The 24,685-nt window shown below is 28.8% G+C and carries 27 protein-coding genes and 3 tRNA genes; 16 read left to right on the forward strand and 14 right to left on the reverse strand.

What is annotated here, in order from left to right:
• Positions 1–28: 28 nt before the first annotated feature.
• The 8 genes from KA468_RS03325 to KA468_RS03360 form a co-directional block, all read right to left on the reverse strand.
• Positions 29–1,045: a COX15/CtaA family protein gene (locus KA468_RS03325; protein ID WP_291241519.1), complete on the reverse strand. Its 1,017-nt coding sequence runs from the start codon at positions 1,043–1,045 to the stop codon at positions 29–31.
• A gap of 45 nt (positions 1,046–1,090) precedes the next feature.
• Positions 1,091–1,450 carry a four helix bundle protein gene (locus KA468_RS03330; RefSeq protein ID WP_291241520.1) on the reverse strand — a complete coding sequence of 120 codons (360 nt, stop codon included), beginning with the start codon at positions 1,448–1,450 and terminating at the stop codon, positions 1,091–1,093.
• A gap of 65 nt (positions 1,451–1,515) precedes the next feature.
• Positions 1,516–2,937, reverse strand: a complete 1,422-nt coding sequence (locus tag KA468_RS03335; protein WP_291241521.1) for an HD domain-containing protein — start codon at positions 2,935–2,937, stop codon at positions 1,516–1,518.
• A 93-nt stretch (positions 2,938–3,030) separates the two neighbouring features.
• Positions 3,031–3,600: an L-threonylcarbamoyladenylate synthase gene (locus KA468_RS03340; protein ID WP_291241522.1), complete on the reverse strand. Its 570-nt coding sequence runs from the start codon at positions 3,598–3,600 to the stop codon at positions 3,031–3,033.
• Positions 3,600–4,358, reverse strand: a complete 759-nt coding sequence (locus KA468_RS03345) for an FkbM family methyltransferase (RefSeq protein ID WP_291241523.1) — start codon at positions 4,356–4,358, stop codon at positions 3,600–3,602. Before KA468_RS03345 ends, KA468_RS03340 begins: the two co-directional genes overlap by 1 nt.
• 25 nt (positions 4,359–4,383) lie before the next feature.
• A complete protein-coding gene (locus tag KA468_RS03350) occupies positions 4,384–5,352 on the reverse strand; it encodes a glycosyltransferase family 2 protein (protein WP_291241524.1) in 969 nt (322 codons plus the stop codon).
• A gap of 43 nt (positions 5,353–5,395) precedes the next feature.
• Positions 5,396–6,397: a hypothetical protein gene (locus KA468_RS03355; RefSeq protein ID WP_291241525.1), complete on the reverse strand. Its 1,002-nt coding sequence runs from the start codon at positions 6,395–6,397 to the stop codon at positions 5,396–5,398.
• A gap of 29 nt (positions 6,398–6,426) precedes the next feature.
• On the reverse strand, positions 6,427–7,395 hold the full coding sequence (locus KA468_RS03360) for a hypothetical protein (RefSeq protein WP_291241526.1): 969 nt from the start codon (positions 7,393–7,395) through the stop codon (positions 6,427–6,429).
• A 75-nt stretch (positions 7,396–7,470) separates the two neighbouring features.
• Here KA468_RS03360 and KA468_RS03365 point away from each other — a divergent pair, with 75 nt between their 5' ends.
• From KA468_RS03365 to KA468_RS03390, 6 genes are read left to right on the forward strand one after another with little or no spacing between them, the layout of a single operon-like run.
• Positions 7,471–8,193, forward strand: a complete 723-nt coding sequence (locus KA468_RS03365; RefSeq protein WP_291241527.1) for a lipopolysaccharide kinase InaA family protein — start codon at positions 7,471–7,473, stop codon at positions 8,191–8,193.
• Positions 8,190–9,350: a glycosyltransferase family 87 protein gene (locus tag KA468_RS03370; protein WP_291241528.1), complete on the forward strand. Its 1,161-nt coding sequence runs from the start codon at positions 8,190–8,192 to the stop codon at positions 9,348–9,350. The genes KA468_RS03365 and KA468_RS03370 overlap by 4 nt, the downstream gene beginning before the upstream one ends.
• Positions 9,343–10,278, forward strand: a complete 936-nt coding sequence (locus KA468_RS03375; RefSeq protein ID WP_291241529.1) for a glycosyltransferase family 2 protein — start codon at positions 9,343–9,345, stop codon at positions 10,276–10,278. The genes KA468_RS03370 and KA468_RS03375 overlap by 8 nt, the downstream gene beginning before the upstream one ends.
• Positions 10,275–11,057: a polysaccharide deacetylase family protein gene (locus KA468_RS03380; protein ID WP_291241530.1), complete on the forward strand. Its 783-nt coding sequence runs from the start codon at positions 10,275–10,277 to the stop codon at positions 11,055–11,057. The genes KA468_RS03375 and KA468_RS03380 overlap by 4 nt, the downstream gene beginning before the upstream one ends.
• Before the next feature lie 6 nt (positions 11,058–11,063).
• Entirely contained in the window at positions 11,064–11,894 is an 831-nt protein-coding gene (locus tag KA468_RS03385) for a glycosyltransferase family 2 protein (protein ID WP_291241531.1), read from the forward strand.
• The gene (locus KA468_RS03390; RefSeq protein ID WP_291241532.1) at positions 11,884–12,636 is read left to right on the forward strand and encodes a glycosyltransferase family 2 protein; all 753 of its coding nucleotides are present in this window, start codon (positions 11,884–11,886) and stop codon (positions 12,634–12,636) included. The genes KA468_RS03385 and KA468_RS03390 overlap by 11 nt, the downstream gene beginning before the upstream one ends.
• On the opposite strand, the gene KA468_RS03395 is transcribed toward KA468_RS03390, so the two are convergent.
• From KA468_RS03395 to KA468_RS03410, 4 genes are all read right to left on the reverse strand, one after another.
• Complete coding sequence (locus KA468_RS03395) at positions 12,602–13,723, reverse strand: glycosyltransferase family 1 protein (RefSeq protein ID WP_291241533.1); 1,122 nt, start codon at positions 13,721–13,723, stop codon at positions 12,602–12,604. The genes KA468_RS03390 and KA468_RS03395 overlap by 35 nt on opposite strands.
• On the reverse strand, positions 13,724–14,764 hold the full coding sequence (locus tag KA468_RS03400) for a glycosyltransferase family 9 protein (RefSeq protein ID WP_291241534.1): 1,041 nt from the start codon (positions 14,762–14,764) through the stop codon (positions 13,724–13,726).
• Positions 14,764–15,579: a 2,3,4,5-tetrahydropyridine-2,6-dicarboxylate N-succinyltransferase gene (locus tag KA468_RS03405; RefSeq protein ID WP_291241535.1), complete on the reverse strand. Its 816-nt coding sequence runs from the start codon at positions 15,577–15,579 to the stop codon at positions 14,764–14,766. The genes KA468_RS03400 and KA468_RS03405 overlap by 1 nt, the downstream gene beginning before the upstream one ends.
• Before the next feature lie 78 nt (positions 15,580–15,657).
• The gene (locus tag KA468_RS03410) at positions 15,658–16,590 is read right to left on the reverse strand and encodes a hypothetical protein (protein ID WP_291241536.1); all 933 of its coding nucleotides are present in this window, start codon (positions 16,588–16,590) and stop codon (positions 15,658–15,660) included.
• An 87-nt stretch (positions 16,591–16,677) separates the two neighbouring features.
• On the opposite strand from KA468_RS03410, the gene KA468_RS03415 reads away from it, so the two are divergent.
• Genes KA468_RS03415 through KA468_RS03425 form a run of 3 tightly spaced genes read left to right on the forward strand, consistent with a single transcriptional unit; the run spans position 16,678 to position 18,120 of the window.
• Positions 16,678–17,040, forward strand: a complete 363-nt coding sequence (locus tag KA468_RS03415) for a S4 domain-containing protein (RefSeq protein WP_291241537.1) — start codon at positions 16,678–16,680, stop codon at positions 17,038–17,040.
• 3 nt (positions 17,041–17,043) lie between these two features.
• Complete coding sequence (locus KA468_RS03420) at positions 17,044–17,622, forward strand: SAM-dependent methyltransferase (RefSeq protein ID WP_291241538.1); 579 nt, start codon at positions 17,044–17,046, stop codon at positions 17,620–17,622.
• A gap of 3 nt (positions 17,623–17,625) precedes the next feature.
• Positions 17,626–18,120, forward strand: a complete 495-nt coding sequence (locus KA468_RS03425; RefSeq protein WP_291241539.1) for a phosphoribosyltransferase family protein — start codon at positions 17,626–17,628, stop codon at positions 18,118–18,120.
• On the opposite strand, the gene KA468_RS03430 is transcribed toward KA468_RS03425, so the two are convergent.
• The gene (locus tag KA468_RS03430; RefSeq protein WP_291241540.1) at positions 18,112–18,627 is read right to left on the reverse strand and encodes a shikimate kinase; all 516 of its coding nucleotides are present in this window, start codon (positions 18,625–18,627) and stop codon (positions 18,112–18,114) included. The two genes, KA468_RS03425 and KA468_RS03430, sit on opposite strands and share 9 nt — an antisense overlap.
• Positions 18,628–18,827: 200 nt before the next feature.
• On the opposite strand from KA468_RS03430, the gene KA468_RS03435 reads away from it, so the two are divergent.
• From KA468_RS03435 to KA468_RS03465, 7 genes are all read left to right on the forward strand, one after another.
• Positions 18,828–18,900, forward strand: a tRNA-Lys gene (locus KA468_RS03435).
• A 43-nt stretch (positions 18,901–18,943) separates the two neighbouring features.
• Positions 18,944–19,016, forward strand: a tRNA-Lys gene (locus tag KA468_RS03440).
• A gap of 43 nt (positions 19,017–19,059) precedes the next feature.
• A tRNA-Leu gene (locus tag KA468_RS03445) sits at positions 19,060–19,141 on the forward strand.
• A gap of 93 nt (positions 19,142–19,234) precedes the next feature.
• On the forward strand, positions 19,235–20,134 hold the full coding sequence (locus KA468_RS03450; RefSeq protein WP_291241541.1) for a MerR family transcriptional regulator: 900 nt from the start codon (positions 19,235–19,237) through the stop codon (positions 20,132–20,134).
• Positions 20,135–20,155: 21 nt separating this feature from the next.
• Positions 20,156–21,616 (forward strand): oleate hydratase, encoded by a 1,461-nt coding sequence (locus KA468_RS03455; RefSeq protein WP_291241542.1) that lies wholly within the window; start codon positions 20,156–20,158, stop codon positions 21,614–21,616.
• A 1-nt stretch (position 21,617) separates the two neighbouring features.
• On the forward strand, positions 21,618–22,457 hold the full coding sequence (locus KA468_RS03460; RefSeq protein ID WP_291241543.1) for a phytoene/squalene synthase family protein: 840 nt from the start codon (positions 21,618–21,620) through the stop codon (positions 22,455–22,457).
• 52 nt (positions 22,458–22,509) lie between these two features.
• The gene (locus tag KA468_RS03465) at positions 22,510–22,956 is read left to right on the forward strand and encodes a sterol desaturase family protein (protein WP_291241544.1); all 447 of its coding nucleotides are present in this window, start codon (positions 22,510–22,512) and stop codon (positions 22,954–22,956) included.
• 42 nt (positions 22,957–22,998) lie between these two features.
• On the opposite strand, the gene KA468_RS03470 is transcribed toward KA468_RS03465, so the two are convergent.
• Positions 22,999–24,630 (reverse strand): ABC-F family ATP-binding cassette domain-containing protein, encoded by a 1,632-nt coding sequence (locus tag KA468_RS03470; protein WP_291241545.1) that lies wholly within the window; start codon positions 24,628–24,630, stop codon positions 22,999–23,001.
• Between the last annotated feature and the right edge of the window lie 55 nt (positions 24,631–24,685).

Below are 24,685 nucleotides of genomic sequence, written 5' to 3' on the forward strand. Positions count from 1 at the left end.
ACAATATAGTCGGACTGCAAAAGTAATATTATTTTTCTGTTATTTTTTTATTTTCTAACAGTAAATAAAATTGTACGCTGAATAAGAAAGTTGCCAATACTAAATGTATAGTTTGACTTCCGAAAGGAAAATCGACATACACCATAATAACACCTGATAGTATTTCGAAAATTAAAATTCTAACGATCCAATTTACTTTTTCAAAACCCAATTGAAGATTTCTATTTCGAAGAAGTAAAAATAAATTGGCCAAAAAGACGACAATTGAAAAACTTCGGTGAAAATAAAAGGTGATTTCAGGTTGTAACAACCAAAATGATTTTGGAGCTCCCGATTTCTCAATTGTATCTATAAACTCACGAACATACGTTCCTAAAACCACTTGAACAACAGTTAGAAGTAGCACAACAACAAGCGCTATACTAAACTTTTTATCGTATTTTCTAATGCTATTTTTTGCCGAAACCACATATATAACATACAACTGTAACCCCACAATTAAAAAAGCAGTTAACATATGAGTGGTAATTTTAACCGGACTTAATACCGAATCTACAACTGTTTTTCCTAACCAAGCTTGAAATCCCATCAAAAAACAAACCAAAAGAGTATAGACAACTATTTTTTTGTTTTCTTTCCAATAGCCAAATGCGAAAATAAACGCTACAAAACAGGCAATTCCTGCCAAAGCACCAAGCAATCTATTAATGTATTCAATCCAAGTATGTGCTGGGTTAAAAATAGCATAATCGTGTTTGGTGTAAGCTTCCCAATTGTTTTGTGAAAAGGAAGTAGAAGCTATAAAATCTGATTTTGCCACAAGTAAGCCTTCGTCTTTAATAATCACTTGACCTTTATCGTAAGCTTTATTAGGCGTGAATTCAAGTTCTTTTTGTTCTGTGGGTGGAATATAATATCCAAAACACTTTGGCCAGTCTGGACAACCCATTCCTGAGCCAGTCATTCGCACCAAAGCACCTGCAAGAATTACTAAATAAACTAAAACTAATGCTGTTTTTGCTGTTGTAAGAAAATATTTTTTCATTTGATTTATTAAGTTTCAAAGTTGCAGAGTTGCAAAGTTTCAAAGTTATAGAGTTTGTTTTATTTTGTTCATAAAAGAAGTTAACATACGTTCAAGTTCTCTACTATCTTCGTAAAGTGTATTGAAATTTTCTAAAGTAATATAGTTCAAGTTATATGCAATTTCAACTTGTGTTTGAAATTCGAAAAGTGAGCCTAAAGAAATAGTTAAAAATCTATAATAATCTTTATTTGTTCCTCTTCCAAAACCTTCCGAAATATTACTTGGAATTGAAATAGAACATCTTCTTATTTGTGAAGTAAGTCCAAATTGTTCCTCCTTAGGAAAATCAGCAGATATAGCATAACAGTTTGTATCTAAAGTCATAGCTTTCTGCCAAATAAGTAAGTCTCTAAATGTCTTCACTGTTTTTTAAATATCTAAAATTATCAATTAATCACTATTTTTATCTTTGCTACTCTGAAACTCTGCTACTTTGCAACTCTAACTATTCCCATTTTTTCAGCACGCTTTAAAACAAATTCTTTTGCGGGTTCATATTCATTTGGAATTTCACCTTCTAAAATAGCTTCTTTTACGGCTTCTTTTAAAACACCAATTTCACGACCTGGTTTTAATCCAAATAGTTCCATAATTTCTTCTCCAGAAATAGGTGGCTGAAACACACGAACTCGGTCCTTCTCCTCTACTTCAACTATTTTCTGACGTACAATTTTAAAATTATTGTGATATTTTTGAAATTTTTTACTGTTTTTTGTAGTGATATCGGCTTCGCAAAGTGTCATTAAATTTTCAATATCTTCTCCTGCATCAAAAACTAAACGACGAACGGCTGAATCGGTAACAATTTCTTCAGCTATTACAATTGGTCGTGAACTCATCATAACCATTTTTTGAACAAACTTCATTTTCTGATTTAAAGGCATATGAAGTCTTTCAAAGATTTTTTTAGCCATTTTTCCGCCTAAAAATTCATGGCCATGAAACGTCCAACCTTGCTTTTTGTTGAATTTTTTAGTTGGTGCTTTTCCTATATCGTGTAATAATGCAGCCCAACGTAACCATACATCTTCTGTATTTGGGCAGATATTATCTACAACTTCTAACGTGTGGTAAAAATTATTTTTATGTGTATGCCCTTCTACTTCTTCCACGTTATTTAAAGCGGTTAATTCAGGTAAAATTAAATCTAATAAACCGGTTTGAAACAAATGTAAAAATCCGATAGATGGTTTTTCTGATGACAAAATTTTATTCAATTCATCTACAATTCGCTCTCCTGAAATAATATTGATTCTGTCTTTGTTTTTTGCAATAGAAGATAACGATTCACTTTCAATTTCAAAATTTAATTGTGTAGCAAAACGAATAGCTCGCATCATTCGCAATGGATCATCAGAATAGGTAATATCTGGATCCAATGGCGTTTTTAATAATTTGTTTTCTAAATCGGCAACACCATTAAATGGATCTACTAAATCACCAAAATTATCAGAATTTAATGAGAAAGCCATCGCATTAATGGTAAAATCACGACGTTCTTGGTCGTCTTTTAAAGTTCCATTTTCTACTAAAGGATTTCTGCTATCGTGTGTATAAGATTCTTTTCTTGCACCTACAAACTCAATATCCATTTCCTTATAACGTAACATAGCTGTTCCGTAGTTTTTAAAAACTTGAACTTTAGGTTGGTTTGGAAGTAATTCTGAAACTTTTAAAGCTAATTCAATACCGCTACCTACAGCAACAATATCTATGTCTTTTTTATGATTTCTATCCAATAAAATATCGCGAACAAAACCACCAATCACATAGCATTCCAAGTTAAGTTCTTGAGCGGCTTGCGAAATGATTTTGAAAATTTTATTTTCTAAATGTTGTTTGTAATTCATTTGTTAATTAGTCAATTTGACAATTAGTCAATGTGCCAATTTTCTAGCAAACAAAATTATTGGCTAATTGACAATTTGAAATATTGGCACATTTTATTTGCGAATCACCTTTACCTGACAATCTAAAGTTAATTTAATTATAGCTGAAGGTTTTTTGCAAACTTTATCGTGATGCAAATTTACAACATAGTCGACTCCTTTTATAATTTCTGGTGAAATTTCTTTGAAATTCATTGGTGTAGCATTTCCAGAAATATTTGCAGAAGTGGAGACTAATGGTCGTTTCATTCGTTCCATTAATTTAAAACAAAATGGGTCTTTTACTATCCTGATTGCTAAGGTATTATCTTCTGCGATAATATTTTTAGCCACATTTTTTGGTTGATCTAAAATTAAAGTTGTTGGCCGTTCTGAATGGTCTAAAATTTCCCATGCTACTTCTGGAATTTTTGCAAAAACATGGTACATCATTTTTTCTCCATTCATTAGGCAAATCATACTTTTGCTTTCTTCTCTTTGTTTTAGTGCGTATATTTTCGCAACAGCTTCTTCGTTGGAAGCATCGCAACCAATTCCCCAAACCGTATCGGTTGGATATAAAATAATTCCGCCATTTTTAATGACTTCGTAGGCATTGTGAATTTCAATGTTGATTGATACCATTATGGAATTTTAATAAAATCTAAATTATAATAAATCAAGGTTCCCTCAGTTGTCGTATATAAAATAAAATTATAATCATTAATAGTTTTCATAACTGTATACGAACATTTAGGAATCATTCTGTCATGGGTTTCAACCATAATTATTTTAGTTTTTGGCAACCAATTTTCATAATTACTTTCAAATAATTGTTTTTCTGCGCCTTCAATATCAATTTTTAAAATATCAATTGTTTCCCAATTTTTGGAAGACATTATTTCATCTAAAGTAATTGAAGTACTATTAGCCTCTTCTGGATTGGTTGTTTCAACTATTTGAAAACTATTTGTGGCATTGTAAGGATCAGTAATTTTAAAAAATGCTTTTTTGTTAAAAAGAGCATTATGTTTAATTTCAAAATTAGTAAAATTCGCCGTGTTTTTTTGTATAGCTGAAATATTATTATCTTCAATTTCAATTGCAACAATACTTGCTTTTGGATATTTCATTCTAAAAAATAATGAAGCTAAACCAACATTTGCACCCGCATCTACAATTGTTTTAGGAACAATTGGTAAAGTAGTATTATATAAACTTGATAAAAATATTTCTTCAAATGTTTCTGTATCTTTAGTATCGTTCCTTAAATATATTTTTCTTCCTAGATTAGAAAGATATATTTCTTCTTTATTTTTTTTTAACCCGAAGTAAAGAGACAAAGCGTCTTTTAGTGAAAAATGATTTTTTAATAATCTTAGTTTTACTAACTTTTTTAACATGATTTGTGATTTTTAAGTTTATTTTTTAGTTTAATTGTCTTTTGTTTAAAATTTTATCTGTGTAATTTAGAAAAAATGCAGATATAGGATATTTTTTCTTCATATTTAATTTGTATTTTTCAATTAAGGTTTTAATATCAAACAAAGTAGTATTGAAAATTTCATTATTTATATCAAACTTTGCAAATTTATCATTAATATAATATGCATTACATAGTCTTTTAATTTTTGTTTTATATTGAAGAAAATTGATTTTATAATTATCTAAATCTAACAAATATAAAAGATCATTTAAATTTTTATTTTCATCATCTAATTCGTAAATAATCCCACCAACTTGCTGAGCTTCATGAATTCTATAATTAATGTATTTTTTTGACAAAAAAGAAAATTGACCTTTTGAACATGCAACCCTTGCAATCCATTCATCATGATGAAAATTTGGAATTATTGGAAAAGGCATACATTCTTTTATAAACTTTCCTCTAATTGCCATTGTTGCACCTGTGGCAATATTAAAAAAACAAGATATTAAGTAATAAAAATCAAGATGTATTTTGTTATCTATAAATAATTGAGGAACATCCCAAACCAAAAAATCTTCAATTAATTCAGAATTATCATTTATACAATTACCATTAGTAGCCACCACACTTATTTGAGGATTTAATTCAAAATGACGAACTATTTCTTCAACTTTATCCGGTAACCATTGATCATCTTGATCGGAAAGAAAAATTATATCGCCAGTACATATTGAAATGGCTTTTTCGAAATTTTTTACGCTTCTCAAATTTGTTTCATTAATATGAAACTTAATAATATTTGGAAATTTATTGCAATATTTATTAATAATATTTTGAGTTTCATCGGTTGAAATATCATCACAAATAACAATTTCATCAACTGGCTTTGTTTGATTTAATATAGAATCTAATTGCTCTACAATATATTTTTCACCATTATAAGTACAAAGTGCTACAGATACTTTCATTTATTTTGAATTTTTTTTGAAGATAATTTTAAATAACTTCAATTTAATCGTTATTTATATTCTCAAAAGGTTCAATTTTAAACATATAATTAAACCAATTTGAGAAACTATATTTATTTTTAATCGTTTCCGGAATAGAAATGTATTCTGATTTAACAAATTCAATTAAATCAGTTCTATCATCGTCAAAAACAAAAATATTTTGTGGATTATAAAAATCCATAGTTTTAACTGTTTTATTTGTAGTAATCATTTTTTTATTATATCCTACAGACTCGAATGCTCTAAAAGACAAGCCCGTATGCAACTCTTTATGAGCTAAATCTATAATTATTTTTGATTGAGACAAAATTTCTAAATTCTCATAATACGTTAATGATTTCTTTAGAAAGGTAATGAATTTATATTTTTTTAAATGCTTTTTTGGAGAAGTAGCTAACAAAACATTTATTTTTAATCCCATACTTTCTAATTCTACACACATACGAATCAAATCTTGGGTTCTACTATCATAAGAACCAATGAAATATACATCATATTTAATTTCGTTTTTAAATAAATTGTTATAACAATCAAAGTAAAAATTTGTAGTGTAAGACAACTTTTTAGAATTGCTTTCGATATCATTTTTATCGAAAACATAAAATTCATCAAAAAAATCAATAGTTTCTGTAACTTCAGGAAATCTTGACAAGCCATCCCATTGATAAGCTACCATTTTTTTAGATTTTATTTTAACCGCTTCAAGAACTTTTAAGCTAAATTTATCTGGCCGAATAACTAATGTATAATCAAAAATTGTTTGTTGTTGATTCAAAAAAAATAAATTTTGATTTTCTTCATAAGCTCTAATTAATTGTCTCTTATAACTTTTATCCTTTTCAACTATTTTTTTATAAAAATTTATAAGGCGGTCTTTAATGTTTTTATATTTAAAACTAGTATTGGCTAATAAAACTACTTCAAAGTTATTGTTTTTTATGTTTTCTTCTACACAATCGCAAATTCTGACATCTGCAGTCATCAATACTAATACTTTTTTCATCTGTTAAAATTTTTAAAAAACAATTATCTTTATAATTTTAAAACGGATTCAACCCATGCCGAAATAGAATATTTATCATATATATTCTGTGGCAACATTTCATATTTAGCAGTATAAACATTAGAGTCAAATTCCCTATTTTCATTGATTAAATAAACATTATTTGGCAAATAAAAATCATAATTTTGAACCGATATATTATTGGTAATTACTTTTTTCTGTAAACCCAAAGCTTCAAAAAATCTAAAACTTAAACCCGATTGATTATCACGAATTAAATCGACAATAGTTTCGCTTTCATTATACATTTTCAAAGTTTGTTCTTGAGAAAATCTTTTCTTTTGGAAGATTATATTCTTATTTTTTCCTAAAAACAATTGTTTCAATTGATTTACAAAAGCTTTTTTTCCAATAGCATAGAATAAAAAAGACTGATTTTGTTTTTTTAAAATCTGAGCAAAATTATTTAAATAGTTTAATCTATTGTCTATCGAACCAATATAAATGAAATTTTGCTTTTGTATAGCGACTTTTTCAGGAGTATCAAAATAAATATAATTAGTAGTTTCTGAAAATCCGTAAGTTAAAACATCATTTTTATCAAAGGAAAATATTTCATCAAAAACACCTTCTAAAAGATGCTTTACTGGACATCTCGAAACACTATCATACAAATAAGCAATGTATTTTTCGGTATGTTTTTTAATTTCTAAATGATAGTCTAAATCAATTAATTCTGGATTAATTACTAAAATTTGATTTTGAAATCCGTTTTTTTGAAGTTGCTGAAGTATGTATTCTTGACGCTTTTTCAGTTTAGGGTTTTTTCCTAAAAAGACTTTGCTCAATGTGTTCTGAATTCGTTCCCAGGTACTTTTATACTTAAAATTGCCGATTTTTATATGAAAACTTTGTATTCCTTTTCTTTGCAAAGCGCTTACAATATGGGCATCGTAATTCCAATGATCAAAACTAATTACAGCAATTTTTTGCAACATATTTACACTTTTAAAAAACAAAGATATTGTTTTTTTACAAAGATTTCAATTACATTTGTAAATCAAACACAACCTATGGATAAATCGATAGTAAACATTATTAAAAATTTTGACTCCGAAGGCAATTTATTGGTTGCTGGCAAAAGAAATACTATAAAAACATTTGAACATAACCAATTGGTTTTGAACATAAAATCATTTAAAATTCCTATTCTAATTAATGGAATAATTTATAGATATTTTAGAAAATCAAAAGCCCGAAGATCATTTGAACATGCAACTATTTTAGGACAAAAAAACATAGGTACACCTGAACCAATAGGTTATTATGAAAACAAAAACTTTTTTCGACTTTTAGATAGTTACTATGTTTGCAAACATATTAATGTGGATTATGTTTTTATAGATTTGTTTCACAAAGAATGGGACGAAAATTCACTTCAAATTTTAAAAGAAATAGCTCAATTTAATTTCCAACTTCATGAAGCTGGTATTGAATTTAAAGACAACTCGCCTGGAAATACTTTGATTAAAAAAAATGAATCTGGTACATATGATTTTTTTCTTATAGATTTAAATCGAATGACGTTTCATAAAGAAATGGATTTCAATTTAAGAATGAAAAATCTTTGTCGATTAACGCCTTCAGAATATATGGTTCAAGTTATAAGTTACGAATATGCAAAACTTTATAACAAACCTAAAGAAGAAGTTTTTCAATTAATGTGGAAATACACGGATGCTTTTTTTAATAAAGCACTTAAAAAAAGGAATTTCAAAAAAAGATTGGGATTATGATTGCAAAGCTTTTAAATAATAAAAAAATAATACTGGCTATTTGGATTTTATTAGCAACAATTTCTGCAATAAAACAATATTTAATAGGCAATAACAACAATTACCTTATCTTTAAAAATGTTTTTAATCATACTCTAGAACAAAAATCATTATACGCAACTTATCCGAATTTATACTTTGACCACAACCATTACGGGCCTATTTTTAGTCTTTTTATTGCACCTTTTGCAATCTTACCAGATGGAATTGGCATGGTTTTATGGTGCATATTTAATGCTTTAGTTTTAGTATATGCAATTAGTCAAATAAACTTAGAAAGCTCTAAAATCAACTTAATTTTATGGATTTGTGCTCATGAATTTTTAACCGCTATTTTAGGACAACAATTTAACCCTATTATGACAAGTATCATTATTTTGTCTTATGTGTTAATTGAGAAAGAGAAAGATTTTTGGTCTGCTTGTTTAATTGTATTGGGTACATTTATAAAATTATATGGCATTGTTGGCTTAGCGTTTTTCTTCTTTTCTAAACAAAAACTAAAATTCATCGCATCATTGGTATTTTGGTCTGTTGTGTTTTTTGTGCTTCCAATGGCAATTTCGTCTCCAGAATTTATTCTAAATAGTTATTCAGAATGGTTTGCTAGATTGGTTGAGAAAAACAATGAAAATGCCGCATTAACTTCTATGCAAGACATTTCAATTATGGGTATGGTTAGAAAAACATTAAATATGCCGCATCTTTCAAACATGCTATTTTTACTTCCAGGATTATTGCTTTTTGGATTACCTTATTTAAGATTTAATATGTTTTCGAACAAAAAATTTCAATTATTATTATTGTCATCCGTTTTAATTTTTACTGTAATATTTAGTTCAGGATCTGAAAGTCCAACCTATATCATTGCATTTGCTGGTGTAGCTATTTGGTTCGTTATTCAGGATGAAAAAACAAAATGGACCTGGTTTTTGTTTATATTTGCTATGATTTTAACCAGTTTTTCACCTTCTGATATAATTCCTAAATTTATACGAGAAACGTATGTTAAACCTTATGCCTTAAAAGCATTGCCTTGTGTTTTAATTTGGTTTCAAATTATTTACGAATTGCTAACATTAAAAAAAGAATCAAATTCATCCATTGCTCATGAATAAATCCATTGCCATAGTGATCCCTTCATATAATGAAGCAACAAATATTGATGTTTTAATACATGCTTTAAATGAAACCATTGAAAATTTAAATTACAATTTTAAATTTATTTTTGTTGATGATGGATCTAGCGATGAAACCGTTGCTATTTTGAAAGAAAAATCAAAAGAACATCAGCATATTTTTTATTTAGAATTATCCAGAAATTTCGGTCATCAAAACGCACTCAAGGCAGGGATAGATTTAGTAAAAAATGACGTGGACGCAATTATTTCTATGGATGGAGATATGCAACACCCTCCTAAAATTATTCCTAAACTTATACAAAAATGGGAAGAAGGATTTGAAGTAGTATACACCATTAGAGAAGAAGATAAAAAATTAGGTTTCGTAAAAAATAAAACTTCCAATTTATTTTACGGCTTGATGAATAAGCTTTCTGACATTAAGTTTGAACCTGGTACTGCCGATTTCAGATTAATAGATAAAAAAGTCGCACAAGTATTTTCGGATTTCACAGAAAATGAATTATTCATTAGAGGCATTATAAATTGGGTTGGTTTTAAGCAATTTGCCATACATTATGAACCAAATGAAAGATATTCAGGAAAAAGTAAATACACAGTAGGTAAAATGATGCGTTTTGCAGTTCAAGGTATTACTTCTTTTAGTACAAAACCTCTTTCTATGGCTATTATTTTAGGTATAAGCCTGTCAGTTATGGCATTTATTTTTTATATCGCATATGTTTTATATAGTGTCTATTATGGACATGTGATTTCTGGTTGGGCTTCAGTAATAACAACAGTTGTTTTCTTTGGAGGTTTAAATTTAGTTGTTTTAGGAATTATTGGTGTTTACATTGGTAAATTATTTATGCAATCTAAAGGAAGACCAAATTATTTAATTAGCAGTACCAATTACAAATGATTTTACTTAGTTTTGACATAGAAGAGTTCGACATGCCTTTTGAGTATGGTAAAGATATTTCATTAGAAAATCAAATTGCCGTTTCCGAAAAAGGAACCGAAATCATTTTAAAATTATTACAAAAACATCAAATTAAGGCTACGTTTTTTTCTACGGTTGTTTTTGCTGAAAAAGTACCTCATTTAATTAAACGAATTATTAATGAAGGGCATGAATTGGCTTCTCATACCTATTATCACAGTAATTTTGAAGTTGACCACTTAAAGCAATCCAAAGATGCTCTGGAAACACTTTCGCAAAGTGAAGTTGTTGGGTTTAGAATGCCCAGAATGTATCCTGTAGATGAACGAGAAATCGAAAATGCTGGATATTTATATAATTCATCTATTAATCCAACATTTTTACCAGGAAGATATAATCATTTAGACAAACCAAGAACCTATTTTAATTTACACAATGTTTGGCAAATACCTGCATCTGTTAGCCCTTTAGTTCGATTTCCTTTATTTTGGCTATCATTTCATAATTTACCTCTACCAATTTATAAATTCTTAGCAAAATGGACATATAAAAATGACGGATATTTAAATATATATTTTCATCCATGGGAATTTACTCCGTTAGATAATAAAACCGCTTATAATTTTCCTAAATATGTTAGTAAAAACACTGGTTATGCCATGACGGAAAGATTAAGTAATTTTATACAAGCCATGAAAGAAAAAAAATATATATTTGGTACTTTCAAAGAATTTTTAATTCTAAAAAATTTAAAATAATCTTTTTTGAGTACAATTTCGATAATACTTACCACATACAATTCTGAAACTTGGTTAGAAAAAGTTTTATGGGGTTATACTATGCAATCCTATAACGATTTTGAATTAATAATTGCAGATGACGGCTCAACAAATGAAACAAAAATTTTAATTGAAAAATTTCAAGCCGAATTTAAAAACCCAATTATTCATGTATGGCAAAAGGACGAAGGATTTCAAAAAACCAAAATCTTAAATAAAGCCATAATAAAAGCGTCTTGCGACTATATTTTATTTTCAGACGGAGATTGCATCCCACGAAATGACTTTGTAGCAACACATGTAAAATATCAAAAAAAAGGCAATTTTTTATCTGGTGGTTATTTTAAATTAAATGATTTTGTCTCTAATTCAATTTCTGAAATAGACATAAAAGATCAAAGCTGTTTTAAAACTAACTGGCTATTAGAAAACGGTTTAAAATGGAATTTTAAACTAATAAAACTTACTAAAAATAAGTTTTTTGCTTATTTTATGAATTGGATTACTCCAACTAAAAAAACATTTAATGGGCACAATACTTCTTGTTTTAAAGAAGATTTATTTGCTGTTAATGGATTTAATGAAGACATGAAATACGGCGGATTAGATAGAGAAATTGGCGAACGTTTATTTCACAATAATATAAGAAGTATACAAATAAGATATAGTGCCATTTGTTTGCATTTAAACCATGATAGAAGTTATGCAACTAATGACATTTGGCTGAATAACAACAATATAAGACAATACAACAAACAACATAAAGTGGTTGCTATACAAAATGGTTTATCTAAATATTTGAACAATGAAGCATAAAATTTCAATATTTATTATTACTTATAATGAAGCACATATCATTGCAAAATGTTTAGAAAAATTAAAAACATTTGATGAAATTATTGTTGTGGATTCTGGAAGTTCAGATGCTACAGTTTCAATATGTGAATCTTTTGGAGCAAAAGTCATATCGCACAAATTTGAGAATTTTGGTTTACAAAAACAATTTGCTTTAGAACAAACCAATAATAATTGGGTACTTTCATTAGATGCAGATGAAGTGTTGTCTGATGCATTAATTTCAGAAATACACAATATTAATCATCAAGAAAATGTAAAGGCATATACCATCCCCAGAACACATGTTTTTTTAAATAAAATTTTTAAAAATGGTGCCGAAAGTAAACGACCAATTTTAAGATTGTTTGATAAAAGTTTCGGCAAATTTACTCCAAATAAAGTGCACGAAACCATTGAAATAAAAGGTGCGATTGGAAAGCTACAACAAGAAATGCTTCATTATACCGTATTTGATATAAACACTGCCATACAAAAACAAATTAAATATGCTTTGTTAAGTGGAGAATTGCTTCACGAAAAAAAGAAAAAAAGTAGTGTTTTGAAAATTATAATCAAATTCCCATTTGATTTTATAAGATATTATATTTTTCAACGCAATTTCCTAAATGGGTATGAAGGTTTTACCTGGAGTATGTTTGCTGCATTTAGCAATTATCTTAAATATGCTAAGTTGAAAGAACTTGCTGATAACAATTCATAATATTTCTTGCAATTTCTTCATCATTAAATTGTTGTACAAATTGCCATCCCTCCTCTTTCATTTTTGAAGCAAGTGACGAATCTTGTAAAACAAGTGTAATTTTTTCAGTTAAATCTTTCACATCAAATGGCTCAATATATAACGAATTAGGTCCTGCTGCTTCAGGAAAAACGCATCCTTTTGTTGTTATTACAGCTGCTTTTGAATATAATGCTTCTATTATAGGAATACCAAAACCTTCAAATACAGATGGATATACAAAAACAGATGCCAATTGATAAATGATTGCTAAGTCAGTACCTGATAATCCTTTCAAAAAATGAACTCTTTTTTCTAATTTATTTTCAATAATGTATTGGTAAATTTTATCTGCATAATCTGTTTGCTTTCCAATCAAAACTAAATCAATATCTAAATTTTTAATTGCTTTTACAATGGTTAACGCATTCTTTCTTTCTTCAATTGTTCCAACGTTTAAAACAAATTTTTGAGGTAAATTGTATTTTTTGGAAACAAGTTGCTTATCTAATTCTGAATATTCTTTTTTAAAGACATCTTGACAACCTTGATATACGACTACTATTTTGCTAGCATCAATATTTAAATACGTAATAATATCTTTTTTAGTTTGTTCACTAATTGCGATAATTAAATCGGCATTAATGGCTGCTTTTTTAAACTTATAAAAATGAATTTTTCTATCAAAAAAAGAATACAATTTAGGATATCTAACAAAAATTAAATCGTGAATAGTAACAATAGATTTAATACCTTTTTTAGCTAAACCTGAAGGTAATTCACCTGAAAGCCCATGATATAAAACGATTTCATCCTTAATTAAATCATTAACAACCGTATTTTGTCGCCAATAATTTTTAAATTTTTGATTGAATTTTGAAATCGGATTTCTTTCGAATACATTCGTATTATTTGATACAAAAAGCGTTTTTTTATTCTTTTTTGGATTGTACAAAAAATAGTTATTCTCTGGAAAATAATTACTTAAAATCCGAACTAAATCTCGACTATAATTACCCAATCCAGTTTTATTATGAAAAACTCGTTTTGCTTCAAATCCGAAATTCATTTACTTACAATTAAAATTTAAAAAATCAAGTAACTTATCGTAAAAGTAATTGGGTTTAAATTTACTGTATTTTTGAAATAAATCTCCTTCGTTAGGCAATTCATCTGCATAATCATCATAATGAACAGAAATATTAGTGGTGGTGTTTTCAAACACATTCCAATCTGTTTTCGTAATTCCAGGTGAATAAATACTAAAAGTAGGAATTTGTAGCGCTTTAGCCATATTTGCAGCGCCACCTTCATTACCTATTAATGCTTTGCAATGAAATAAAATCGCTAAAAACTCACGTAAATCGTCTTGAAAAAAATCAATAAAAATATTTTTTTTCGTAGTTTCATTACATAAATTAAAAATTTCTATTGCTTGATTTTGTTGCCACGGAAGGTAATTAAATAAAATTTGAACTTCTTTTTGAGCCACAATGTAATCTAAAACTTCCGCCATATATTGCAATGGATAATTTTTGATATCCTGACTGCCTAAAGCGCTAATCATAATTATATTTTTAGAAATATCAATTTTAGCATCTATTATTTTTTGTTTACCTATACTGATTTCCTCATCAGATAAAAATATTTTTGGCGCAATTAAATTAAAATCAATTCCTAATGGTTTTAGTAGAGCCATTCTGTGTTCGATGGCTTTAGATGCATTTGATTCTGTAGTAACATTTCTGTTAACAACATCAGATAGAAGTAATTTTGAATAACTTTTTTCAAATGAAATTGTTTTTTTTGCACCTGAAAACCAAGCTAATATCACGCTATTTGGTTTTCCATAAGCATCAATAACTATGTCGTATTTTTCTTTTCTTATTTTAAATAAAAAAGCAAGAAGAGCCAATTTTCCTTTTCTTGATTTTTCATCAAGGACAACTATTTTATCAATGAAATTATTGTTTTTTACAACGGCGTAACTGTTTTCGTATACTAAATAATGTAATTCAGCATTTGGAAAACACTCTTTAAGCGCTTCCAGAATTATAGTACTTGTAAGTACATCTCCAATTCTTTTTTTCTGAATTACTAAAATTTTCATTATACCGCTACGTTATATTCGCGTAAAGCATCGTTTAAAGAGGTTTTTAAATCTGTCGAAGCCTTTCTTTGTCCAATAATTAAAGCGCAAGGCACTTGAAAATCCCCAGCAGGAAATTTCTTAGTATACGTACCAGGAATTACTACAGATCTTGCAGGTACAACTCCTTTGTATTCAATTGGTTCAGATCCTGTAACATCTATAATTTTAGTGGAAGCAGTTAAACAAACGTTTGCTCCTAATACAGCTTCTTTTTCCACACGAACGCCTTCAACTACTATACAACGAGAACCAATAAATGCACCATCTTCAATAATTACAGGTGCTGCTTGTAAAGGCTCTAAAACGCCACCAATACCTACTCCTCCACTCAAATGTACATGCTTTCCAATTTGTGCACAGCTTCCAACTGTTGCCCAAGTATCTACCATAGTTCCTTCATCAACGTAAGCACCAATATTTACATAAGATGGCATTAAAATTACACCAGATGAAATATATGCCCCATGACGTGCTACAGCATTTGGCACAACACGAATTCCTCGCTCAGCATAATTTCGCTTTAACGGAATTTTATCGTGATATTCAAAAATACCTGCTTCTAATGTTTCCATTTTTTGTATGGGAAAATACATAACTACTGCTTTTTTAACCCATTCGTTTACTTGCCAACCTGAAGCTACTGGTTCTGCCACACGAAGTGAACCAGTATCTAAAAGTTCTACAACTTCTCTTATGGCGCTTTGCGTAGTTTCTTCTTGTAATAACTCACGGTTATCCCATGCGTTTTCTATAATTGATTGTAAATTTGTCATACTACTATTTTTAACAAAGATAAAGTTTCAAATTAGTAATACAAAATAAAAAATCCTGCTTTTAGCAGGATTTAAATATTATTGACAAGAAGCGTCAATATGTTTTCGTTTATTAAAACCAGGACTTCCAAAAACTAACCCCGAACAATCAGGAATTAAATTATAAGAATACCATCCGGTAACTCCTGTTGTAACACGAATTTCTTCTATTGTTAATTTACCATCATTATCATCGTCAAAATCGGCATAGTTTGGTTTCCCATCTCCATCGGTATCTAAAGCCGTTCCAGATGTTGGACCTCCGTATTCATCTTTCGATAAAATTTTATCCCCGTCATGATCTTTGTATCGAACATTCATTAGTTTAAAAGTAAAAATAATTGGCGTGTAGGAACCAATAGTACCTGCACTTTGACTATAATATGCTAATCCAGAAGGAACAAACATAATTCCTGCTCCAAAATTAGTAAAATTAATTGTTCCATCAGTATTTATAGTTTGTCCATTAGAAGATTTAAATTCTGGAAAAACTTCTTGCCAACCTTGAATTACATCTTGTAATTGAAACCAAGTAGGGCTTGAAGCAGCATCAAAACTGGTTAAATCTGTTTTAAATCCTTTATATGCAGTAAAAACTGAATCCAATCTTGTAGGATTGGAGCCCGCTCCTTCATTAAGTTTTAAATAGTATAATTTATGATCTACACCTTCTTTTGAAATAGTTTTAAATTTTAAAGGTTTTGCTGGATTGTTTTGACTTGCAGAAGTATCTAAAGCATCAAATATTGGAGTTCCTGGTGAAGTTGCAGTAATTTTTGTAAAAGAAACATTATAGCTAGCATCAACAGTAATGTAGTGAGATTCCATAAAGTCTTCAATTTCAGTTATATCTTCATTATATACCTCTAAATAAGGTCTTGATTGAATTGGTGTGGTTTCATCATCTGCAGGACATCCTACTATAACAAATATAAAAGGTAATAAAAGCAATAATCTTAATGATAATTTCATTTTGTAAAAATTTAATTTAAAAAAGTGGTCGCAAGATACGATTTTCATTTATTTTTGTACAAATATTAACATTCATTTTTGATTTTTATGCGAATTGATAAATATTTATGGTGCATCAGATACTTTAAAACTAGAGGTTTGGCAGCAGAAGCCATAAAAAAAGGACATGTTTCAGTAAATAATGTAAAAGCAAAAGCATCAAGAGATGTGTTTCCTTTAGACAAAATTACGTTAAGAAGAGACCAAATAAACTACATCATTAAAGTTTTAGACATTCCACCAAGTAGAATCGCAGCAAAAATTGTAGATTTATATAGAAAAGATGAAACACCACCAGAATCTTTTGAACATTTAGAACTCATTAAACTTTCAAAAGAACATTATAGAGCTAAAGGTGAAGGAAGACCAACTAAAAAAGACCGAAGAGATATTGACGATTATACCGAATAAATTATGGTATTAAATAAAGAATATTGGGAAGAAAGATACGAATCAGCAACTACAAATTGGGATGTTGGAGATGTTTCTACTCCGTTAAAAGCATATATTGACCAATTAAAAGATAAAAATACTCGAATTTTAATTCCAGGAGCTGGAAATGCATATGAATTAGATTATCTAATTGAAAATGGTTTCCAAAATGTTTTCGTAATTGATTACGCAAAACATCCATTAGACACTATTATAAAAAGAAATAAATCATTAGAAAAACATTTAATTCACGATGATTTTTTTAATCATATTGGTACGTATGATTTAATTTTAGAACAGACCTTCTTTTGTGCCTTACAGCCAAATTTAAGACCAAATTATGTTGCGAAAATGTATGATTTATTATACGAAAAAGGAAAAATTTCTGGATTATTATTTAATTTTCCATTAACCGAAGAAGGTCCGCCTTTTGGGGGAAGTCAAGAGGAATATGTGAAATTATTTTCTAATACGTTTTCGATTAAAACATTAGAACTTGCATTTAATTCTATAAAACCTCGTGCTAATAAAGAATTGTTTTTTACATTTGAAAAAAAATAAACCATGCAACACATTATTTTATCTCACAAAGAAATTGAACATAAAACAAAACGTATTGCGTATCAAGTATACGAAACATTTGCTAACGATTCTGAATTGGTTATTGCAGGAATTTCAAATAGTGGTTTTGTATTTGCTCAAAAAATTGCTAAACAATTAGAATCTATAAGTGATATTAAAATTACTATTTGTGAAGTAAATATCAACAAGCAAAATCCTTCTGACACAATAACAACATCATTATCAGAAGAAGCGTATGCTAATAAAAACTTAGTTTTAGTAGATGATGTATTAAATTCTGGTGCGACCTTAATTTACGCCATTAAACATTTCTTAAACGTTCCTTTAAATAAATTTAAAACTGCAGTTTTAATTGACAGAAATCATAAAAAATACCCTGTAAAAGCTGATTTTAAAGGATTGTCGTTATCTACTTCTTTACAGGAACACGTCCAAGTAGTTTTTGAAGATCAAAATTCTTATGTTTATTTAAGCTAATTTAGATACAATCTCTGAAACAATTTCCTCTTCATTTTTATTGTCAACAGTAATAATTGTTTGAACTTGGTTGTAGAAATAATTGCGCTCAAATAAATGTTTTGCTACAAATTCTGTTAATTCTTCATCATTTAAATTAGCTACAATTGGTCGCGTATTTTTTTGTTTTTTCAAACGTTCAATTATAGTGGTTACAGATGTTTTCAAATAAAAACTTTTAATATTGTCGTTCTGATATAAATTAAAATTATCATAATAACAAGGTGTCCCGCCACCTAAAGCTAAAACATAATTATTTGTATTATTTAAAAATACTTCCAAAACTTCTCTTTCTTTTTTTCTAAAGAAAAGCTCCCCTTTTTGTTCAAAAATTTCATTAATTGTTGTTTTTAATTCTTGTTCAATAATTGAATCTAAATCATAAAAAGGCAATTCCAAAGATTCTGAAAGTATTTTTCCAATAGTTGTTTTTCCAGAAGCCATATAGCCAATAAGAATTATTTTCATATTTAATTTGAAATTTTATGGTATAAAAGTATAATAAAATAATGGAATTTTAATCATAATCTAAACCAAATACCTATCAAAGACTTCTTAATTAAGGGGTTATAAATAATTTTAAAAAAAATATTAAATAATTACAAAAAAGCTATTGCAAAATAAATAAATCATCATATATTTGCACCCGCAATGAAGAAATAGTTTTAGACTCTGTAGCTCAGCTGGTAGAGCATTACACTTTTAATGTAGGGGTCCTGGGTTCGAATCCCAGCGGGGTCACAAAAATATTTCAAAATATACAAAATTACAACTTCATTGCTACGACTCTGTAGCTCAGCTGGTAGAGCATTACACTTTTAATGTAGGGGTCCTGGGTTCGAATCCCAGCGGGGTCACAAAAAGAAGTTAAGCAACCGCTTAGCTTCTTTTTTTATTTTTGGCCATGTGGAGAAATTGGTAGACTCGCCATCTTGAGGGGGTGGTGCTGCAAGGCGTATGGGTTCGAATCCCATTTTGGTCACTTTAAAATCTTGCGTTTGCGAGATTTTTTTTTCTTTTTATTACAATTGTTTCTATTTTTTATGTATTTTTGTTTAAACTTTTTAAACAAAAAATGAACAACATAAAATCTACATTCAGTATCAAGGACTTAGAAAATCTTTCAGGTATTAAAGCGCATACGATTCGTATTTGGGAAAAAAGGTACAATTTACTTGAACCTATGCGAACTGATACTAATATTAGATTGTACGATTTAAAAAATCTTCAAAAACTATTAAATGTGGTTTTGTTAACTAATTTTGGATATAAAATTTCTAAAATTTCTAAACTTAATCAAACAGAAATTGAAAAATTTGTAGTTAAAATTCAAACCGAAAAAACGGTTAACAATCACGTTTTAAGTAGTTTTAAAATGGCGATGTTGAATTTTGATCAGCCACTTTTTGTAAAAACTTACAACGAATTACTTAGTCAGAAAACTTTTAGCGCCGTATTTTTTGAAACATTTATACCTCTTTTAGAAGAAATTGGAATATTATGGACTACAAACACAATATCACCTGCTCACGAACATTTTATTTCTCATTTAATAAAACAAAAGATATTAATTGAAGTTGAAAAATATCAAATTAAACAAAACAGCGTTTCAGATCAAACTTATATTTTATACTTACCTTTCAAAGAAATTCATGATTTAGGGCTTTTATTTTTACATCATGAAATAGTAACAAAAGGGCATCATTCTATATACTTAGGAAGAAGTTTACCTATTGAGAATTTATTGGAATTAAATAATCATTTTAAGAAAATAACGTATATCACCTATTTAACAGTAGAACCAAACGAAGATGAAATAGAAAATTACATTCAGGTTTTTAAAAATACGATACTTAAAGACAATTCAAACGAGTTATTGATATTTGGAAGAAAAGCCCAGATATTAGACAATTCAAAACTTCCTGAGAATATAAAATCTATAGAGAATATCAAAGATTTTTTATTTACATTATAATTTTAAACTTATAACTTTTACATGCCAAAAACAATACATATTATAGGATCTGGATTTTCATCTTTAGCTGCTGCGTGTTACTTAGCTAAAGAAGGGAATAAGGTAACAGTATTTGAAAAAAACACGAATTTAGGTGGGCGTGCCCAACAATTTTCTGCTGATGGTTTTACTTTTGATATGGGTCCTTCCTGGTATTGGATGCCCGATGTATTTGAAAGTTTTTTTGCAGATTTTAATAAAAAACCATCTGATTACTATAGTTTAGAAAAATTATCTCCAGGATATAGAGTGTTTTTTGAAGACAACACGCATTTTGATATTTCGGATGATTTAAATACTATTATTTCCGATTTCGAAAAATTAGAAAAAGGAAGCGGTAAAAAATTAAGCGAATTTATTGACAACGCTAAAAAAAATTACGAAATAGCCATTAAAGATTTAGTATATAGACCTGGCGAAAGTATTTTTGAATTAGTTACACCTCAAACCGCACTTAAAATCGACCAATTTTTTTCAAACATCAAAAGAGATGTTCGTAAAAAAATAAAAAATAAAAATTTACAGCAAATTTTAGAATTTCCTGTATTGTTTTTAGGTGCAAAACCATCAGACACACCATCATTTTATAGTTTTATGAATTATGCTGATTTTGGTTTAGGAACTTGGCAACCAAAAAATGGTTTTTTTGATGTAGTTCAAGCTATGGTGAAATTAGGAACTGAATTGGGCGTAACGTATCACACAAATGCCGCTATTTCTAAAATTATTGTAGAAAATAATGCTGCTACAGGTATAGAAATAAATAATGAAATTTTGAATGCAGACGTAGTACTTTCAGGAGCAGACTACCATCATACGGAAACTTTATTACCCATCGAAAACAGACAATATTCTGAAGCGTATTGGGATAAAAAAACTTTTGCACCTTCTTCCCTATTATTTTATGTAGGTTTTGATAAAAAATTAGAAAATGTATGTCATCATAATTTATTTTTTGATTCGGATTTTGAGAAACATGCTGTTGAAATTTACGACAATCCAGAATGGCCTTCAGATCCTTTGTTTTATGCAAATTTTACTTCTATAACAAACAAACAAACCGCTCCAGAAGGTTGTGAAAATGGCTTTTTTTTAATTCCAATTGCGCCGGATTTAGAAGATACGGAAGCTTTAAGAGAAGAATATTTTGAAAAAATAATAAGTCGATTTGAACACATTACAAAACAAAGTGTTAGAAAAAACATTATCTTTAAAATATCTTTTTGTGTAAACGACTTTAAATCAGAGTATAACTCCTACAAAGGAAATGCTTACGGAATGGCTAATACATTATTACAAACCGCTGTTTTACGTCCGAAATTGAAAAGTAAAAAAGTTAAAAATTTATATTTTACGGGACAATTAACTGTTCCGGGACCTGGCGTTCCTCCTGCATTAATATCAGGAAAGTTAGTTTCACAATTAATAAAAAAATACCAATAATATGAAGGCATTATTTGATACCGTTTCTTTCGCATGTAGCGTTAAAGTTACCAAAGCGTACAGTACTTCTTTTTCATCTGCAGTAAAAATGCTTGCGCCATCAATTAGACAAGATATTTATAATATCTATGGATTTGTTCGTTTTGCTGATGAAATTGTAGATAGTTTTCATGATTACAACAAAGAGGAATTGTTTGAAAAATTTGAAATAGAATTAGAAGACGCAATTCGTAATAAAATTAGTTTAAATCCAATTTTAAACTCGTTCCAACATACTGTCAATAAGCACAATATTAGTCAAGATTTGATTGATGCGTTTATGAAAAGCATGAAGCTTGATTTAGTAAAACAAGAATACAAAACTACCGAAGAATATCACGAATATATTTATGGAAGTGCGGATGTTGTGGGTTTAATGTGCTTAATGGTTTTTGTAAATGGCGATGAGAAAAAATATGAAGAACTAAAAGCATCTGCTATGAAATTAGGTTCTGCTTTTCAGAAAGTGAATTTCTTGAGAGATTTAAAAGCTGATTTTGAAGGTTTAAATCGTACTTATTTTCCAAATACCGATTTAAATAAGCTAACAGAAACTTCAAAAAAAGAAATTATTGAAGATATTGAAGCTGATTTTAAAATGGCATACGAAGGAATTTTACGTTTACCTATTGAAGCTAAATTTGGTGTATATACCGCATACAGATATTACAAACGTCTATTAACACGTTTAAAAACAACGCCTTCTACAGAAATCAAAAATGCAAGAATCAGAGTGCCTGATTATCAAAAAGTAGAATTATTAGCGCGTTGTTATGTAAAATATAGATTGAATTTACTTTAATCAGTAAAAAATTAAATACATTTTTAACATTAAAACTTTAAATTAAAAAATTATGTGGTTGTATATAGTAGTGTTTCTTATAACATTTTTTATGATGGAATTTATGGCGTGGTTTACACATAAATTTATAATGCACGGATTCCTTTGGAGTTTACATGCAGACCATCACAAAAAAGACCACGATTCGTGGTTTGAAAGAAATGATGCGTTCTTTATATTTTACGCTGTAGTAAGTATGACCTTTTTCTTTTTGTGGCAAAATGGAATTTTAGCAATCGGATTGGCAATTGGACTTGGGATTTTTGCTTATGGATTAACCTATTTCTTAGTACACGATATATTTATTCACCAACGATTTAAATTATTCAGAAACGCAAATAGCAAATATGCTCGAGCGTTAAGACGTGCACACAAAATGCACCATAAACATATTGGAAAACATCAAGGAGAATGTTTTGGAATGTTATTATTTCCGTTTAAACATTATAAAAACGCATAAAAAAAGCTCCTTTTGGAGCTTTTTTTTTAAAATAATATATTTCTATTTTTCAATTTCTTTTAAACTTTCCATTTTTTTATACGCTAAAAACCCTTTGATATCTTCAAAATGTTCTTTAACACGTTTATTTCCGAATTCGAAAACTTTTGTTGCCAAACCATCTAAAAAGTCACGGTCGTGTGAAACTAAAATTAATGTACCATCAAAATCGCGTAAAGCATCTTTAATAATATCTTTAGTTTTCATATCTAAATGATTGGTTGGCTCATCCAGAATTAAGACATTCACTGGTTCTAATAATAATTTTATCATTGCCAAACGTGTTTTTTCTCCTCCAGAAAGCACTTTTACTTTCTTTTGAATATCGTCACCTTTAAACATAAAAGCACCTAATAAATCTTTAATTTTCGTACGAACATCGCCTACTGCAATTTGGTCTATTGTTTCAAAAATTGTCATTTCTCCATCCAATAAAGAAGCCTGATTTTGTGCAAAATAACCAATCTGTGAATTATGTCCCACTTCTAATTTGCCTTCAAATTCAATTTCCTTCATAATGGCTTTTATCATTGTAGATTTTCCTTCTCCGTTTTTTCCAACAAAAGCTACTTTCTGCCCTCTTTCAATAACCATATTGGCGTCTTTAAATACAACGTGGTCGCCATATTTTTTTGATAATTCTTCCACTACCACTGGATATTGTCCAGAACGAGGCGATGGTGGAAATTTCAACTTTAATGCCGAAGTATCGACCTCATCCACTTCAATTGGCACAATTTTTTCTAACATTCTAACACGAGATTGTACCGCATCTGTTTTAGAAAATGTACCTCGAAAACGATCTATAAATGCTTGATTGTCAGCAATGAATTTTTGTTGTTCGTCAAATGCTTTTTGTTGGTGAATTCTTCTGTCTTTTCTTAATTCTAAATATTCAGAATATACGGCTTTGTAATCGTAAATTTTACCCATTGTAACTTCAATAGTACGATTCGTAATATTGTCTACAAATGTTTTATCGTGCGATATTACCATTACCGCTTTTGCAGAATTAATTAAAAAATCTTCCAACCACTGAATACTTTCAATATCCATATGATTGGTTGGCTCATCTAACAAAATTAAATCTGGTTTTTTTAATAAAATTTTAGCCAATTCAATACGCATTCTCCAACCTCCAGAAAATTCTTTCGTTAATCGAGTAAAATCTTCTCTTTCAAAACCTAAACCTTTTAGAACTTTTTCTACCTCTGCCTCATAATTGACTTCTTCAATAGCATAAAATTTTTCAGAAAGCTCAGAAACGTGTTCAATTAATTTCATATACGCATCACTTTCATAATCCGTTCTGATGGTTAATTGCTCATTAATATCGTCAATTTCTTTTTTCATATTTAGCACCTCAGCAAAAGCTTTAGAAGCTTCTTCCATTACTGTACAATTGTCTGAAGTTAATAAATGCTGAGGCAAATAAGCTATTACCGCATCACTTGGAGCAGAAATACTTCCACGTGTGGCTTTGCTTTCGCCTGCAACTATTTTCAAAAGGGTTGATTTTCCTGCACCATTTTTACCCATAAGGGCAATTTTATCATTTTCATTAATGGCGAAAGTTACTTCGCTAAAAAGAGTGGTTCCGCCAAATTCAACGGCGATATCATTAACTGTAATCATTTTATTTTAAGGTAAAAGGTTATGGGTTAAAGGATTTGTAAATTATATAAAACTT

The organism is Flavobacterium sp. (genome assembly GCF_017985075.1).
Lineage (GTDB): Bacteria > Bacteroidota > Bacteroidia > Flavobacteriales > Flavobacteriaceae > Flavobacterium.